We start from the raw sequence: 14,384 nt of genomic DNA, 5'->3' as shown, positions 1-14,384 counted from the left end.
GCGTCAGTAGGCTCAGGCGCATGGAAGATCTGCTCGCCGCCGACTATCCGGCACTCGACGCTTTGGCCGCCAACCCGCCTTCGGGCCTGGCCGCGCGAGTGGGCGAGCTGTACCCGGAGGCGAACGACGAGCAGCGTCGGCGGCTCGGGTATCTGCTGGATCTGCTCCAGGCGGATGGGGTCCTGCTCGACCTGCTGGCCCAGCTCCGCACGGCCGAGCTGCTGACGTCGGCGGTGCGGAGGGGGCTGACGGTGCCCGCGGCGGTGCTCGATCAGCTGGTCAAGGAGCTGGGCTATGAGCTGCCGGTCATCGACGCGTTGGGGCTGTCCGGCGACCGGCGGCGGGCGAAAGCGCTGGGAGCGCTGCTGAAGGACGACGATCTGTGCGGCCGGGCGGCGCTCGCGCTGGCCCGGCTCGGTGCGCGCGAATGGACCGTGCCGATCGCCCGGCGGCTGTCCGCGTTCGCCGGGACCAAGCACGCTTTCCTGACGGTCGCGTTGGAGGAGATGGGCGATCCGGCCGCGGTGCCGGTGCTGCTCGACTGGCTGGTGAACGGCCCGGAGCTGCCTGCCGGGGACGTTCATCGGGCGCTGGTGCGGCTCACCGGGCGGTCTCCGCTCATCTCTGGCGACATCCGCCGGGCGTGGGCGGGGCTCGATCTCGGTGCCGCGCCGGTTCCGGAGGTGCGGGGCGTCGTCGATTCGCCTTGCGCAGTGCGGTTTTCCGTCGACGAGGGCCGGGCGCGGGTGCGTGTCGAGTACGACCCGTCGCTGCCGGGGTCGATGTGGCCGCGCTGGGATCAGACGCTGTATGTCGGGGAGCGGGCGCGCTACGGCGTCGGATCCGGGTGCGAAACCTGCGAGACGATGCTGAGCCTGCTGGGGTTTGGTCCCGCCGAAGCGTTGGCCGGTGCTGCCCAGGTGCGGGAAGTCCTTGCTGCGCCAAGCGAACTCACCACCGAGACCGTGCGGGCGCTCGAACCTCTGCTCGGGGAGCTGGAGACCGGGCACTACCGGATGCTGCTGGCCGACCTGCCGCTCGAACGAGTGCGGACGGCGGAGGAGTCGTGGTGGCTGCGGCGCGTCGAGACGCGCGGTGAGTGGGACGAGGAATCTTTCTGGCCGGGGATCGAGCATTTTCAAGTCCCGCAGGTGCTTCCCGGCGAGATGCCGACGTACGGCAGCGTGGTTCCGGCGCAACCACTGGCCACATTGGACTCTTCGGTAGTCGGCCGTTATGCGGAAGCTATCGCTCGTGGCGAACGCCCGGCGGCGTTGCTGCTGGCGTGGGCGGAGGACCGGTACGTCAGCGCGCAGTGGCACGAACGGTTTCTGCTGGGGGTTGTTCTGGACGGGCATCACCGGCTGGCTGCCTACGCTGCGGCGGGGGTGCCTGCGCGGGTGGTGCTGCTGGTGCCGGAGGAGCGGGGAGGTCGTGAGTGGCAATCACGGTTAGAACCGGGATTGCCACTCACGACCCCTACTCCCGCACAAACACCCTCTTACCGCCAAACCACGTCTCCCGCACCCCAATCCCCGCCAGCTCCCCCGCCGGCGTCCTAAACGGATCCCGATCCAACACCACAAAATCCGCCGACTTCCCGACCTTCAACGACCCCGTCACGTCATCCAGCCCACAAGCCTGCGCCGAGTTCAGCGTGAACACCTGGATCGCCTCGGCCAGCGTGATCGCCTGCTCCGGCCACAGGCTCCCGGGGTGCTTGCCGTACGGGTCCTGGCGGGTGATCAGGCCCTCGATGCCCTCCCAGGCGTTCGGGGATTCGCTCACCGGCCAGTCCGAACCCCCGGCGACCAGCGCGCCGGTGTCCAGCAGGGTGCGGTTCGGCTGCATCCGGGCCGCGCGTTCGGCGGGGATGACCTGGGCGATGGCGTCCGGGATGACGCCGGGCACCCACAGAAACGGCGAGATGTCCGCTGACACGTTGAGGGTCGCGAACCGTTCCAGGTCGTCCGGGTGCACGAACTGTCCGTGTGCCACCTGGATTTTCGTCGTGTAGTCGCCGCGGGCGCGGAGGTTTCCGGCAGCGTCCAAAGTGGCCCGGACGGCCGCGTCGCCCGCGCAGTGGATCTTCGCCGACAGCCCGGCCGCGGCCGCGACGTCCAGCCAGCCCGCGAGTTCCTCCGGCGGCATGGTGGTGTCGCCGCAAAAGCATTCGTGGTGCAGATACGGCTCCAGGAACGCCGCGGTGTGCGCGGGCGGGGTGCCGTCGAGGAAGATCTTCACGAAGTCCGGCCGGTGGTGCTCGCTGCGGTACTCCGCGGCGCGGTCGAGCAGCGGTTTGCCGATCGGGTCCGCGCCGAAGATCGGGTCGTTCACCAGCATCGACGACACGACCCACGCGGCCAGTTCGCCCGCGTCGTCCAGGGTTTTCAGCGCGGCGAGGATGTCGAGGGTGGCCCCGGCGTCCTGGAACGCGGTGATCCCGTACGAGTGCAGGATCTCGATCGCTCGCCGCGACGCTTCGGCGTGCTGTTCGGCGGTGAGCGTGCGGGTGTCCCGCATCGCCCGCTCCACCGCCAAACCCGCGGTCTCGATGAGCAACCCGGTCGGCGCGCCGCTGTCGAGGTCGCGGTGGATCGTGCCGCCCGCCGGGTCCGAAGTGGACTCGGTGATCCCGGCCAGTTCCAGCGCCCGGCTGCTCGCCCACCGGTTGTGCCTGCTGTCCTCCATGAGCACGACCGGCCGCCCGCCCGCCGCCTCGTCCAGCGCCCGCCGCACCGAATCGTGGCCAAGCTCCGGGGCCAAAGTGGACGGCCAGGCACCGCCGACGATCCACTCGTCCGGACCGAGCCCCGCCGCCCATTCCCTTACCGCAGCGAGGATTTCGTCCAGTCCGGAGCCGCTTTCCAGGCGCAGCTCGAACAATTCGCGCCCGGCGAGCGCGTGGTGGCTGTGCACGTCCACGAAACCCGGCAGCACGAACGCGCCGCCGAGATCGCGGACCTCGGTGTCCGGACCGGCCGCGGCGGTCGTCACCCGGCCGTTCTCCACCGCGAGCGAGGTCGCCCACGGCCGGTCTTCGTCCACTGTGTACACAGTGGCGTTGGTGAGGAGCAGTTCAGGCGCCACGGGTCACTGTCCAGCGGGGTCGTAGTCCGGCGAATAGACGGTGTTGCTGAGCAGCCTGCCGTACGCGCCGAAGGTGAAGTGCGTTGGCGTCGTGCCGTCCTCGCCGAGGCCGAACAGCGAGCCGTGCGACCGCAGGTCCCGCACATTGCGGTGGTCGGCGACGGTCACCGACGCGCACGGGATGACCTTCTCCCGCCAGGTGAACACGTAAATCCCGGGCCGGATCTGGTAGACGGAGTTCTCGTCGGTGTCGGCGAGCCCGCGCTCCGGTCCGGACAGGCACTGCCAGCTGTACCAGTGCGGGGTGAGGTAAACGTGCTCGTACGCGTGCTCTTCGCTGTAGACCCACTGCACGCGGCGGCCGATCAGCGCGGTGCTGGGCGCGATTTCCTCGCCGTGCGCCTCGCGACCCTGGATGGTCGCGGGCCGGAACCGTTGCGTCACGCGGGGAAGTCCGTCGCCGATCGTGCTCGTGATCACCAGCGCGCGGCCCTGGCGTACGTCCAGCAGCAGGCTGAACGACGTTTCCGCGCCGGGGTGGAACTGCACGTAGAAAAGCCCGGCGTCCACCAGGAAGGTTTCGGACGCGGTCTCGCCGGTGGTGCCGTCCTCGTTCCAGGACGCGCGGCCGCCGTCGAAGCTGATCGAGAGGGTGCCGCCGTCGGCACAGTCCAAAGTGAACGACTGGTTGTTCAGATCGTCCACAGTGGCCGCTTTGTTGGCGTCGAAGCCGGGCGCGAGACCGTCGAGCGGCAGCCAGGTGGAGGTGTCGGACAGATTGGTCGCGGGCATAAAGCCTTCCTCAGTGTTCACAGTGGTCAGTGGTCACAGTGGCCGTGGGCGGCCGAGGGCAGGTCGAGTGCCGGGTTCCGGTCGCAGAACCCGTAGGGGCGCACCATGAATCCGGAGTAGTCGACCGGCATGACCGGCCAGTCCTCCGGACGCGGGATGTGCGTGGGGCCGAAGACGTGCCACAGCACAACGTCGGTGTCGCTGATCGAGCGGTCGGCCGCTGTCCACGCGGGCAGGCCGGCCCCGCCCGGGTGCGCGTTGGGGCGGTCGCCCGCCGGGAAGCGTTCCTCGGCCGCGTACGGCGTGACCCACAGGTGGTTAGTGGCGAACGTCGCGCGCTGGTACACGGTCGATTCCGGTTGCGCCATCAGGGTTGCCGACGGACGCGGGACGAGCTGGTACGCGGTCGGCGCGCCGAGCCGGTTGGTGTGCTCGGTGCTGCGGACTTCCCACACCCGCGCGGTCGCCGGGTTCGCGTGCCGCTTCGCTTCCTGTTCGGTGCGCAGCTGCGTGGCGTTCCAGGTGAAAGCGTTGCCGTACGGGTTCTTCTCGCCGATGGGGATGCCGACAGTGTCCACTTCGTACACCGAGTTGCGCTGACCGTCGACCGCGAAGTCGAGCCGCGCGCAGAACAGGTGCTGGTGCACCGGCGCGAACAGGCCGGGCGCGATCTCGGACGCGTGCGGTTGCGCGACCCCGGGCTCGCCCGCGCCGGAGAAGACGATGCCGGTCGCCTTGGCCTCGCATTCGATGGTGCCGTCGAGGTAGAGGTACCAGAAGAAGCCGTAGTCGTAGTTGCCGATGGTGGAGATCGACGAGATCACCAGCCGGCGCGAACGGCGGACCTCGGCGTTGCCGTCGAGATCGGTGTGCTTCCAGAGGATCCCGTAGTCCTCCTCATGCATGCAGATCGCGTTCGGCACGCGCACCGGCTGGCCGTGGTCGTCGGCGAGGAAGGCGTCGAAATAGCGGATCTCGCCGAGGCAGTCGCAGCCGAGGCGGAGGCTGTTGCCGTTCTTGCCGAGCAGGTACTCGCCGGCGTCGAAGTAGCTGATCCAGAACCGGCCGATCGAGGTGTCACCGTACGGGACCACCATCTCCGGCACCGACGCGCGATACAGCACCGAACGGTCCTGGAAGCTCAGCTGGTGCAGGGTCAGGCCCTCGCGCGCGTTGAACCCGACGCGCAGCTGCCAGCCCTCCCAGGTGACCAGCGAGCCGTCGACCTGGAAACTCGGGCCTTCCGGCTGGGTGATCTCGATCGGCTTGAGCGTCGTGCGCGGCTCGTGGTGGCCGTACCGGCCGGAGTCCGCCGGGACCGGGGTGTCGCCCTCGTCCTCGACCCGGAGTACACGCTGTTCGGTGAGGTTGAGGTGCGCGACCAGGCCCTCGACCGGACGTGACCAGGGGTTGTCGGTCTCGTCCTCGCGCAGGAAGGTGAGCGAGCGGATGACCCGGCCGGTCTCGTCCTCGCGGCCGAAGTAGCCCGGGGCGAGCGGGGCGCAGAACGCGTGCTCGATGCGGTCGCCGAGGCCGCGGCGGTGCATCGCGGCCTGCCACTCCGGGGAGGCCTTGGTGATGGCCTCGGCCAGGTCGTACTCCTCGAACAGGTACGGCGGCTGGCCCTCGGCGCACTTCTCGTGGCTGACCAGCTCCGCGCCGGTCACCGACACGACCGCGTCGGCCGATTCGCCGGTCGCGGTGTCGAGCAGGGTGAACTGGATCCGGCGGTCGGCCGGGGCTCCGGCCAGTACCGCGGCCTTGTCCGGCTCCACCGGGATGACCTGCGGGAACCGGGTGGTCTCGGTGACCAGCCCCTGCGCCTCCAGCACTGCCCGGCCGGCGGCGAGCTCGTCGGCGGTCAGCGGGTCGAGGGGGTGGCGGTGTGCGTTGCTCATGGTGTCCCTTCGCGCTCCTCGCCGCAGTCTTGGCGGTGGCCCGGGGGTAGCGGTAGCCGGGCTCGGGGGGTCGTGCGGTCGCTGACAACAAGGATGCACTCGTTGCCAATCCCCGGGCACGCCGTTGCTGGAGGATTGCCGGATGCGACTCGATCTTTCCGGCAAGGCCGTGCTGATCACCGGGGCCGCGTCCGGGATCGGACTGGCGTGCGCGCAGGCCTTCCTGGCGGAGGGCGCGCGGGTCGGGGTGCTCGACCGGGTCCGGCCGCCGTCGCTGCCGGGCGAGGTCGTCGCGGCGCGGGCCGACGTCACCGACGAGGGACAGGTCGCCGCGGCGGTCGAACTGGTGGCGGAGTCGTTCGGCGGACTGGATGTGGTGGTCGGCTGTGCCGGAGTGTCCGGGCCGGTCGGACGGCCGCTCGCGGAGACCAGCGCCGCGGACTTCGCCGCGGTGATGTCGGTGAACGTGCTGGGACAGTTCCTGGTGGCCAAGCACGCGCGGCCGTGGCTGGGGGACGGGAGTTCGATCGTCTTCCTGGCCAGCGATTCGGCGTTCGTGTGCGCGCCGGGGATGGTGCCCTACTGCGCGTCGAAGGGCGCGGTGGTTTCGCTGACCCGGGCGTTGTCGGTCGAGTTCGCCGGGGTGCGGGTCAACTGCGTGTGCCCGTCGGTGGTGGACACGCCGATGGCGCGCGGGGATCTGGGGGATCTGCTGGACGAACCGGGCTTTCCGGTGCAGGCGGCCGAGGAGGTCGCCCAGCAGGTGGTGTATCTGGCTTCCGCGCGGGCGCGGACAGTGAACGGACAGGCCTTGCTCGCCGATTTCGGCGTTTCCGCTCGGTCTGGGTTTCCTGCTTGAAACGGAAGGAATGACGATGGTGGACACGCGGGTCGTGGCGATTACCGGCGGCGGCACGGGAATTGGGGCCGCGGTGGCCCGGCGGTATGCCGGGGAGGGCGCGCAGGTCGTGGTGCTCGGACGGCGGCGGGAGCCGTTGGAGAAGGTCGCCGCGGAGACCGGGGCGCACGTGATCGCTGGTGACGCCAGCGTTCGGGAGGACGCTGAGGCTGCTGTCGCGGAGATTGTTTCGCGGTACGGGCGGCTTGATGTGATTGTGGCCAATGCTGGCGGGCATGGGCTGTCTTCGGTGGTGGATACCGGGGACGAGGAGTGGGAGATCGCGCTCCGGTCCAATTTGTCCAGCGCGTTTGTGTTTTGCCGGGCTGCGTTGCCTTCGCTCGTGGAGAGCGGGGGGCAGGTGGTGATTGTTTCTTCGCTGGCTGGGTTGTTCGCTGGGCCTAATGTGGCTGGTTATACCGTGGCTAAGCATGCGCTGATTGGGTTGACTCGGTCTATTGCGCGGGATTACGGGCCGCGCGGGGTTCGGGCCAATGCGGTGTGCCCGGGGTGGGTTCGGACGCCGATGGCGGATGGGGAGATGGACCAGTTCGCTGCGGCGGCTGGGTTTGAAGGCGGGCATGATGAGGGGTATCGGCGGGTGACTGCCGAGGTGCCGTTGCGGAGGGCTGCGGAGCCGGAGGAAATTGCTTCTATTGTGCGGTTTTTGGGGTCTTCGGAGTCGTCGTACATCACCGGGGCGGTGCTGGTGGCGGACGGCGGGGCGCATGCGGTTGATTTGCCTACGTTGGCGTTTGAGCGGGCTGGGATGTAGGTGGGGCCACCACCCCTCAGCCTGAGTGTGACTACGGCGCGGGGGTGCTTGTCAAGGCGGGAAAGATGCCTTGACAAGCACCCCCGCGCCGTGTTTTTGGCTTCGTATCGGGGTGCGGGGGGTGTGGGTGTCTTGGTGGGGTGGGTGCGTTGGCGGCGGTTTGGTGGGGGTGGGGCTTGCGCCCCAATGTGGCATTGGGTGCGTCTGGCGCAACGAACGCCACATTGGGTGCGTCGCATGCACCCAATGCCACATTGGGGCGCTTCGGCGGGGGCTGCTGACCGTCCATAAAGGACGCCAGGGTGGGTGAAATGCCTGATTGCTGGCCATATGTTCGTATTTGCAGGTCCGTGAGGGACTCCCTGAGGGAATCTGATTCCCTCAGGGTTCCCCTCACGGACTGCGAACCTGTCTTCGTGCCGGTTCTGGCGAGTCGTATCGGGTCGCCCGACGCCTCGATCGCGCCTTACGTTCCGCTGGTGCTGTGGCTGCTTGATTCCGCCAGCGTCCGGAGCCATTTGGTCAGCAGCTGTGTTTCCGCGCCGCCCAGGATTTCCGGGTTCGCGGCGGCGTGTTCCAGTACGCGGTGGATCTCAGCGTGCCGGTCGCCAGCCGCTGAAGTGCCGGTGATCGCGGCGATCGCGCCTTCCCGCACCGCCACCGACAGGGGGCGGTCCTCCTCGGCGAGGATGATCTGGCGCAGGGTGACGCCGATGTTGGCGACGAGGATGTGCGCGGCGGCCTGGTCCGGCGGGACGGTCAGGCGGCCCTGGTCGGCGGCTGCCTGGGTCAGCGCGCGGAGCATCGCGCTGGGGCGTTCCTGTGCCTCGGGTGCGTGGCCGGGGTGGACCTGGCCGTACATGAGCGTGTAGAAGCCGGGGTTCGCGATCCCGAAGGCGACGTGGGCGTCCCAGCCGTCGCGCAGGTCCTGGATCGGGTCGCCGGACGGCTCGTGCGCGCCTTTTTTCGCCAGGTACAGGTCGAAACCGCGCTCGACGACCGCGTCCAGCAGGCCCTGTTTGCTGCCGAAGAAGTGGTACAGCGTCGGCATTTTCACGCCGGCCTGCGCACAGATCGCCCGCAGCGAGATGTCCTCGCCCGGCGTCGCGGCGACCTGCTCGGCGGCGGCGTCCAGGAGCCGGGTCCGTGTATCCGCGTTCGCAATCTGTGTCACACCGCTATGGTAGCGTCTGTTGCAGTGATACATTGACACATATCAGCGATAAAGAGAGGTTCGCATGACCGACCACACCCTCAACGGCAAGAACGTCCTCGTCGCGGCCGGCGCGAAGAACCTGGGCGGGCTCATCAGCAGGCAGGCCGCCCAGGCCGGCGCGAACGTGGCGATCCACTACAACTCCGCGGCGACCCGGCCGCAGGCGGACGAGACGCTCGCCGCGGTCGAGGCGGCGGGCGGCAAGGGCGTCGTGCTCACCGGCGACCTGACTGTCCCGGCGAACGTGGAGAAGCTGTTCGCGGACGCGGAAGCCGCGCTCGGGCCGATCGACGTCGCGGTGAACACCGTGGGCAAGGTGCTGCGCAAGCCGATCACCGAGACCACCGAAGACGAGTACGACTCGATGTTCGACATCAACTCGAAGGCGGCCTACTTCTTCATCAAGGAGGCGGGCAAGCACGTCGCCGACGGCGGCAAGGTCATCACGATCGTGACCAGCCTGCTCGCGGCGTTCACCGACGGGTACTCGACCTATGCGGGCGGCAAGAGCCCGGTCGAGCACTTCACCCGTGCCGCGGCCAAGGAATTCGCCCCGCGCGGGATCTCGGTCACCGCGGTCGGGCCCGGCCCGATGGACACGCCGTTCTTCTACGGCCAGGAAACCCCGGAACGGGTGCAGTTCCACCAGTCGCAGGCGATGGGCGGGCAGCTGACGAAGATCGAGGACATCGCGCCGATCGTCACGTTCCTGGCGACGTCGGGCTGGTGGATCACCGGGCAGACGATTTTCGCCAACGGCGGATACACTACGCGCTGATTTTTCGCTACGACAGCAAGGAATTGTCTATGTCCGAGGTGGAAATTCCCGAACCGGTGTCGTCGTTCGTCAAGGCGGTCAACCAGCACGATGAGGCCGCGTTCCTGGACGCGTTCACCGAATCCGGCGTGGTGGACGACTGGGGCCGGTTATTCACCGGGCGCGCCGAGATCAAGGGATGGAGCGACGTCGAGTTCATCGGCGCGCGCGGCGTCCTGACCCCGGAGGAAAGCTCGGTGTCCGGGGACGCCGTCACCGTCGTCGGGGACTGGCGGAGCAACCACGCCAACGGCCGGTCGAAGTTCGTCTTCGACGTCGACGGCGACCGGATCGCCAAGATGACGATCCGGAAAGGCTGAATCCCCGGAAGGGCGGGCGTCCCACCGCGGACGCCCGCCCTTCCTGTTCAGTTGGTGCCCAGATAGGCCTGGTGCAGGGTGTCCGGATGGTCCAGCAGCGGCTGCGATTTTCCGGCGTAGGTGACCTTGCCGGAAGAGACGACCAGGGCTTCCTGCGAGACCTTCAGCGCCAGGTGGGTGAACTGTTCCACCAAAAGGATCGCCGCGCCAGCGTTGGCGAACTCCGTGACCGCCGGCAGGAGCCTGGTGAAGACAGCGGGTGCCAGCCCCAGTGACATCTCGTCGATGAGCAGGAACTGGGGTTTCGCGGCGAAAGCCCGGCCCAGCACCACCATTTGCTGCTCGCCGCCGGACAGCAGCGCGGCGGGCGAGTTCTTGCGTTTCTCCAGTTCCGGGAAGAGGGCGAGGACTTCGTCTACACCCGCGGGGGTTTTGGCAGTCAGGCGGAGGTTTTCCAGGACGGTCAAGCCCGCGAAGACCGCGCGTCCTTGCTCCACATGGGCCAGTCCCAGTCTCGCTCTGGCCACCCGTGAGTGCTTGGTGACGTCGGTGTGTCCAACGTGGATAGTGCCCCGCGCGGCCGGGATGACGCCGGACAACGCTTCCAGCAGACTGGTTTTGCCCGCGCCGTTGGGGCCGACCAGCGCGGTGATCTTGCCCGGTTCCAGGGTCAGGCCGACGTCGGCGATGACGGGGCCCGCCCCGCGCGTCACGGTGAGGTTTTCGATTCGCAGCGTGCTCACAGCATCTCCGTTTCGCCAAGGTAGGCCTTGAGGACCGCCGGATCGGCGAGCACCTCGGCTTGCGGACCGCTGGCCAGCACCTCGCCGAAGTCGAGCACGGTCAGGGTGTCGCAGACGGACCGGACCAGGTCCAGGTCGTGTTCGATGATCAGCACCGAGACGCCGAACCTCGCCGGCACCTGCCGCAGGCGTTCGCCGAAGGCCACGTGTTCCTCGTGCGGGAGACCGGCCGCCGGTTCGTCCAGGAGCAGTACCTGCGGCTTCGCCATGAGGTGGCCGACGACTTCGACCAGGCGGCGCGCGCCCACGTCGACCCGGTCCAGCGGGGTCGCCGCCGGCGGGCAGCCGAAGAACTCCAGCGCGGCGGCGACTTCGGCGGCGGGCGGGCGACGGCGGGCCACGAAGCGGACGTACGCCTCGATGGTCAGCCCCGACGGGACCCGGTCCTGCTGGAACGTTCGGCGCAGCCCGGAGCGGGCGCGTTGCGTCGGGCTGCCGGTGAGCGGCCGGTCGGCCAACTCCACGGATCCCTCGGCCTGCGGCAGGAAGCCGCTGATCGCGTCGACCAAAGTGGACTTTCCCGCGCCGTTGGGGCCGATGACGCCGAGCACTCCGCCCTTCGGTACGGCTAAGTCCACTCCGGACAATGCTTTGACCTGACCGAACGTGACGCTCAGGCCGCGGACGACCAGTACCGGTTCGCCCGGCGGGAGGCGCGGCGGTTCTTCGTCCAGCGCGGTGATCTGGACTCCGGCGCTGGCCCTTGACCGGCGACGCCACAGTTCGCGGATCGCCGTGCCGAGGTTGCCGCGTCCAGCCAGTGCTTGGATGCCGAGCAGGCCGAAGATCACGTAACCCCAGTCTTGCGGGACTCCCCAGCGTTTCAGCAGTTCCGGCACCGCGACCCACAGGACCGCGCCGAAGACGGCCATGTCGATCAGGTGTGCGCCGGACATGATGGCCAGGACGTACAGGGCCAGCGACTGCAGCGGGGCGAAGCTGGTCGGGAAGGCGAAACCAACCTGTGCGGTCAGCAGGCCGCCGCTGATGCCGCCCAGGGTGGCGCTCACGGCGAAGGCGGAGAGTTTCGCGGTGCGGACGCTGGCACCCGCGGCGGCGGTACCGCGTTCGGAGAACGCCACCGCGGCCCAGCTGCTGCCCCACGGGCCGCGCCGCAGGTAATGCACCGCCAACGCGCAGATGATCAGGACGATTACACAGAGCAGGAAATAGGCGTTGTCATCGGCCACAAAGGACGGACGGTCCACCGATACGCCGTCCGTGGTGCCGGGGAACTGGATTTCCACCAGAGTGACGTCGGCGGCCGCGGCCAGGCCGAGCGTGACGACCGCCAGGTTGATCCCGCGCAGCCGCAGCGCCGGGAGTCCGATGAGGACACCGACCACACCGGCGGCGAGACCGCCTAGCAGCAGCCAGAAGAAGAAGCCGCCAGGCGCACCGGCCTTGTTCAGCGCGGAGACGACCCACGCGCCGATCGCGCCGAAGGTCAGCTGGCACAAGGAGATCATGCCGGCGCTGCCGGTGACGACGCCCAGCCCGAGCAGGGCGATGGCGGCGACTACGACGCTTACGCCGAGGTAGGCGAAGTAGCCGTTGAGCCCGACGGTCAGGCCGATTCCGACCAAGACCGCGGCCACCGTGACGACCAGTGGGGTTCCGAAGCGGGACACTGCGCCCCGGTCAGCGAGCTGCATCCCACACCTCCTTGCGCTGAGACCACACGAGCAGGCCGACGATGGCCAGGAACGGGACGAAATTCCGCACTACCGAAAGCTGGTCGACCTGCGCGAGCGCGCCCTGCAGCATGCCGAGGACCAGACCGCCGACGACGGCGAGGTCCAGCCGGCGGAACCCGCCCAGCAGGGCCGCCGCCGCGGCGGGCACGACCAGCATGGCCAGCGAGGTGGCGTCGTTCGACTGGGACGGGGCGACGATCACGATGATGATGGTGCTGATCAGGCCGGTGGCGCCCCAGACGGCGGCGCTCAGCCGTTTCGCCGGGATGCCCAGCAGCTCAGCCGTGGTCGGGCGTTCCGACAACGCGCGCAGCGAGATGCCGATCGGCGTTTTGGTCAGGATCAGCCGTGCGGCGAAGGCGATCGCCACCGCCAGCGCGACGGTCACGACCGTCACCTGGCTGATCACCACGCCGCCGACGGTGAAGGCCGGTCCGGCCAGCAACGCCTGGAACGGCTGCGGTTTGTTGCCGAACAGAATGAACGACAGCGAGATCAACAGCAGCAGCACCGCGACGGTGACCGCCGAGCGGGTGCCGGTGCCCGCCTCGGCCAGCCAGGTCGAAACGACCCAGCCGATCGCGACGCTCAGCAATCCGCCCAGCAGCACCCCGATGACGACGGCCAGCCAGGTCGGCAGTCCACTGTAGACCGATAGGGCCACGGCCACGTAGCTGCCGAACATGCCGGTGGCGGCCTGGGCGAAGTTGACCACCCGGACCAGCCTCGACATCAAGGTCAGGCACACCGCCAGCACCGCGTACAGCCCGCCGGCGGCCAGCCCGGCCAGCGCTCCCTGCAACATTGCAGTCTCCTCTTTCCAGAGTGGATCGGGCTAGCGCCGCGGGATCCGCAGCCAGTCGGTACCGGCGATCTGCCACCGGTTCGTGCCCGTCGCGAGCTTCACCGGCCAGCCCGCGGTGTTGTCGTGGTGCGTCTGCCCGGGGCCGAACACGTACGGCGTGCCGACCATCGGATCGGTGATCGGCTTCATCTCGCGCAGCGCCTTCGTCACCGATTCCCGCGTGATTTCGCCCGGCATTTCTTCCAGCACCTTGAGGAAGTACTTCGCCGCGAGGTAGCCGCCCTGGCTGAACGAGGTGAGCGGGATCTTGTTGCGCGTCATGAGATCCCGCCACTCCTTCGTGCGCGGGCTCGACGGATCGGTGAACGGGTAGAACTCGGCCGGTACGTAAACGCCGTTGCCCGCTTCCGAAACCGCCTTCGCGTACTGTTCACTGTAGACACTCGTGAGCAGCAGCCAGGTCACGTCTTTCCAGCCCTGCGCCTGCGCGGCTTTCAGCTGGCCGATGGAGTCGGGCTCGACCGGGTTGACCGTCACGGCTTTGCAGCCGGCGGCGCGGGCCTTGACGATGTACGGCGTGTAGTCGGAACCGTTGTATGGCACGGTAGCGTCGACGTACTTCAGTTTTTTGCCGGTGATTTTCGACCATTCGTCGATGGCCGCGCGGTAGTATGGCAACGTGTTCCCGGCGATTTCCAGCAGCGCGCACATGTCCTGCAGGTGCAGCACTTCGGAGCCGTACAGCAGGGTCAGCGTCATGTCGTGGAACGGCCCGACGTTGGCCGGCCCGATGTTCGGGCTGGTGAAACACGACGGGTCGACGCCGATGCCGGAGATGGAGAGCACCTTCTCCTGCTGGTAGTACTTGGAGTTGATCTGGCATTCGATGAGGCTGGACGAACCGACCAGTGCGACCGCCTGCTCGCCGCCCACGATTTCGCGGGCCGCGGCCGCCGCGGCGGCGGGATCGCCCTTGTCGTCGATGGCGTGGTATTCGATCTTGCGCCCGTGCACGCCGCCCGCCGCGTTCGCCGCGTCGAAGACGGCCTTGGCGGCCTGCGAGGATTCCGGGAACGTGGCGGGCCCGCTCAGCGCGTTGACCGAGCCGACCACGATCGGTCCGTTCGGATCGGCGGTGCCCGCGCAGCCCGCCGCGACCAGCGTGACGAGCACGGCCGAGGCGAGCGCGGGCAGGAACTTTCTCATCATGGCTCGGCTTTCCGGTCCACAGTGACCAGAGGGGGAGGGGAGAGAAAAGAGAGGCGGCCGCGCC

The 14,384-nt window shown here is 68.6% G+C and carries 13 protein-coding genes; 5 read left to right on the top strand and 8 right to left on the bottom strand.

The window, feature by feature from the left end; translation table 11 throughout:
* Positions 1-20 precede the first annotated feature (20 nt).
* The gene (locus tag ACFSVL_RS22665) at positions 21-1,562 is read left to right on the top strand and encodes a hypothetical protein (RefSeq protein ID WP_378307239.1); all 1,542 of its coding nucleotides are present in this window, start codon (positions 21-23) and stop codon (positions 1,560-1,562) included.
* On the opposite strand, the gene ACFSVL_RS22660 is transcribed toward ACFSVL_RS22665, so the two are convergent.
* Genes ACFSVL_RS22660 through ACFSVL_RS22650 form a run of 3 tightly spaced genes read right to left on the bottom strand, consistent with a single transcriptional unit; the run spans position 1,480 to position 5,780 of the window.
* Positions 1,480-3,090 (bottom strand): amidohydrolase, encoded by a 1,611-nt coding sequence (locus ACFSVL_RS22660; protein ID WP_378307238.1) that lies wholly within the window; start codon positions 3,088-3,090, stop codon positions 1,480-1,482. The genes ACFSVL_RS22665 and ACFSVL_RS22660 overlap by 83 nt on opposite strands.
* A 3-nt stretch (positions 3,091-3,093) precedes the next feature.
* Complete coding sequence (locus ACFSVL_RS22655) at positions 3,094-3,882, bottom strand: molybdenum cofactor biosynthesis F family protein (RefSeq protein ID WP_378307236.1); 789 nt, start codon at positions 3,880-3,882, stop codon at positions 3,094-3,096.
* A gap of 26 nt (positions 3,883-3,908) precedes the next feature.
* Positions 3,909-5,780: a primary-amine oxidase gene (locus ACFSVL_RS22650; RefSeq protein ID WP_378307234.1), complete on the bottom strand. Its 1,872-nt coding sequence runs from the start codon at positions 5,778-5,780 to the stop codon at positions 3,909-3,911.
* Between the two features lie 142 nt (positions 5,781-5,922).
* Here ACFSVL_RS22650 and ACFSVL_RS22645 point away from each other — a divergent pair, with 142 nt between their 5' ends.
* Both ACFSVL_RS22645 and ACFSVL_RS22640 read left to right on the top strand, forming a co-directional pair.
* Positions 5,923-6,639 carry an SDR family NAD(P)-dependent oxidoreductase gene (locus ACFSVL_RS22645; RefSeq protein ID WP_378307232.1) on the top strand — a complete coding sequence of 239 codons (717 nt, stop codon included), beginning with the start codon at positions 5,923-5,925 and terminating at the stop codon, positions 6,637-6,639.
* Positions 6,640-6,655: 16 nt separating this feature from the next.
* A complete protein-coding gene (locus tag ACFSVL_RS22640) occupies positions 6,656-7,453 on the top strand; it encodes an SDR family NAD(P)-dependent oxidoreductase (protein ID WP_378307230.1) in 798 nt (265 codons plus the stop codon).
* A 466-nt stretch (positions 7,454-7,919) separates the two neighbouring features.
* Here the strand turns inward: ACFSVL_RS22640 and ACFSVL_RS22635 are convergent, their stop codons facing one another.
* On the bottom strand, positions 7,920-8,627 hold the full coding sequence (locus ACFSVL_RS22635; protein ID WP_378307228.1) for a TetR/AcrR family transcriptional regulator: 708 nt from the start codon (positions 8,625-8,627) through the stop codon (positions 7,920-7,922).
* Between the two features lie 64 nt (positions 8,628-8,691).
* On the opposite strand from ACFSVL_RS22635, the gene ACFSVL_RS22630 reads away from it, so the two are divergent.
* Positions 8,692-9,447 (top strand): SDR family oxidoreductase, encoded by a 756-nt coding sequence (locus ACFSVL_RS22630; protein WP_378307226.1) that lies wholly within the window; start codon positions 8,692-8,694, stop codon positions 9,445-9,447.
* A gap of 29 nt (positions 9,448-9,476) precedes the next feature.
* The gene (locus tag ACFSVL_RS22625) at positions 9,477-9,806 is read left to right on the top strand and encodes a nuclear transport factor 2 family protein (protein WP_378307224.1); all 330 of its coding nucleotides are present in this window, start codon (positions 9,477-9,479) and stop codon (positions 9,804-9,806) included.
* Positions 9,807-9,853: 47 nt separating this feature from the next.
* On the opposite strand, the gene ACFSVL_RS22620 is transcribed toward ACFSVL_RS22625, so the two are convergent.
* Genes ACFSVL_RS22620 through ACFSVL_RS22605 form a run of 4 tightly spaced genes read right to left on the bottom strand, consistent with a single transcriptional unit; the run spans position 9,854 to position 14,320 of the window.
* Positions 9,854-10,549, bottom strand: a complete 696-nt coding sequence (locus tag ACFSVL_RS22620) for an ABC transporter ATP-binding protein (protein ID WP_378307222.1) — start codon at positions 10,547-10,549, stop codon at positions 9,854-9,856.
* Positions 10,546-12,264, bottom strand: coding sequence for a branched-chain amino acid ABC transporter ATP-binding protein/permease (locus ACFSVL_RS22615; protein WP_378307220.1), 1,719 nt, complete (start codon positions 12,262-12,264; stop codon positions 10,546-10,548). Before ACFSVL_RS22615 ends, ACFSVL_RS22620 begins: the two co-directional genes overlap by 4 nt.
* Positions 12,251-13,111, bottom strand: a complete 861-nt coding sequence (locus ACFSVL_RS22610; RefSeq protein ID WP_378307218.1) for a branched-chain amino acid ABC transporter permease — start codon at positions 13,109-13,111, stop codon at positions 12,251-12,253. Before ACFSVL_RS22610 ends, ACFSVL_RS22615 begins: the two co-directional genes overlap by 14 nt.
* A gap of 30 nt (positions 13,112-13,141) precedes the next feature.
* The gene (locus ACFSVL_RS22605) at positions 13,142-14,320 is read right to left on the bottom strand and encodes an ABC transporter substrate-binding protein (protein ID WP_378307216.1); all 1,179 of its coding nucleotides are present in this window, start codon (positions 14,318-14,320) and stop codon (positions 13,142-13,144) included.
* Positions 14,321-14,384 lie beyond the last annotated feature (64 nt).

Origin of the sequence: Amycolatopsis silviterrae (assembly GCF_042684085.1) — a bacterium.
Taxonomy (GTDB): domain Bacteria; phylum Actinomycetota; class Actinomycetes; order Mycobacteriales; family Pseudonocardiaceae; genus Amycolatopsis; species Amycolatopsis silviterrae.
This window is presented reverse-complemented; position numbering and strand designations above follow the sequence as displayed.

What these genes read in the sequence shown, in the direction of transcription:
- ACFSVL_RS22650 (WP_378307234.1), bottom strand. Translation starts at nt 5,780, where the DNA reads ATGAGCAACGCACACCGCCACCCCCTCGACCCGCTGACCGCCGACGAG.
- ACFSVL_RS22625 (WP_378307224.1), top strand. Translation starts at nt 9,477, where the DNA reads ATGTCCGAGGTGGAAATTCCCGAACCGGTGTCGTCGTTCGTCAAGGCG.
- ACFSVL_RS22605 (WP_378307216.1), bottom strand. Translation starts at nt 14,320, where the DNA reads ATGATGAGAAAGTTCCTGCCCGCGCTCGCCTCGGCCGTGCTCGTCACG.
- ACFSVL_RS22630 (WP_378307226.1), top strand. Translation starts at nt 8,692, where the DNA reads ATGACCGACCACACCCTCAACGGCAAGAACGTCCTCGTCGCGGCCGGC.
- ACFSVL_RS22645 (WP_378307232.1), top strand. Translation starts at nt 5,923, where the DNA reads ATGCGACTCGATCTTTCCGGCAAGGCCGTGCTGATCACCGGGGCCGCG.
- ACFSVL_RS22640 (WP_378307230.1), top strand. Translation starts at nt 6,656, where the DNA reads ATGGTGGACACGCGGGTCGTGGCGATTACCGGCGGCGGCACGGGAATT.
- ACFSVL_RS22615 (WP_378307220.1), bottom strand. Translation starts at nt 12,264, where the DNA reads ATGCAGCTCGCTGACCGGGGCGCAGTGTCCCGCTTCGGAACCCCACTG.
- ACFSVL_RS22655 (WP_378307236.1), bottom strand. Translation starts at nt 3,882, where the DNA reads ATGCCCGCGACCAATCTGTCCGACACCTCCACCTGGCTGCCGCTCGAC.
- ACFSVL_RS22610 (WP_378307218.1), bottom strand. Translation starts at nt 13,111, where the DNA reads ATGTTGCAGGGAGCGCTGGCCGGGCTGGCCGCCGGCGGGCTGTACGCG.
- ACFSVL_RS22665 (WP_378307239.1), top strand. Translation starts at nt 21, where the DNA reads ATGGAAGATCTGCTCGCCGCCGACTATCCGGCACTCGACGCTTTGGCC.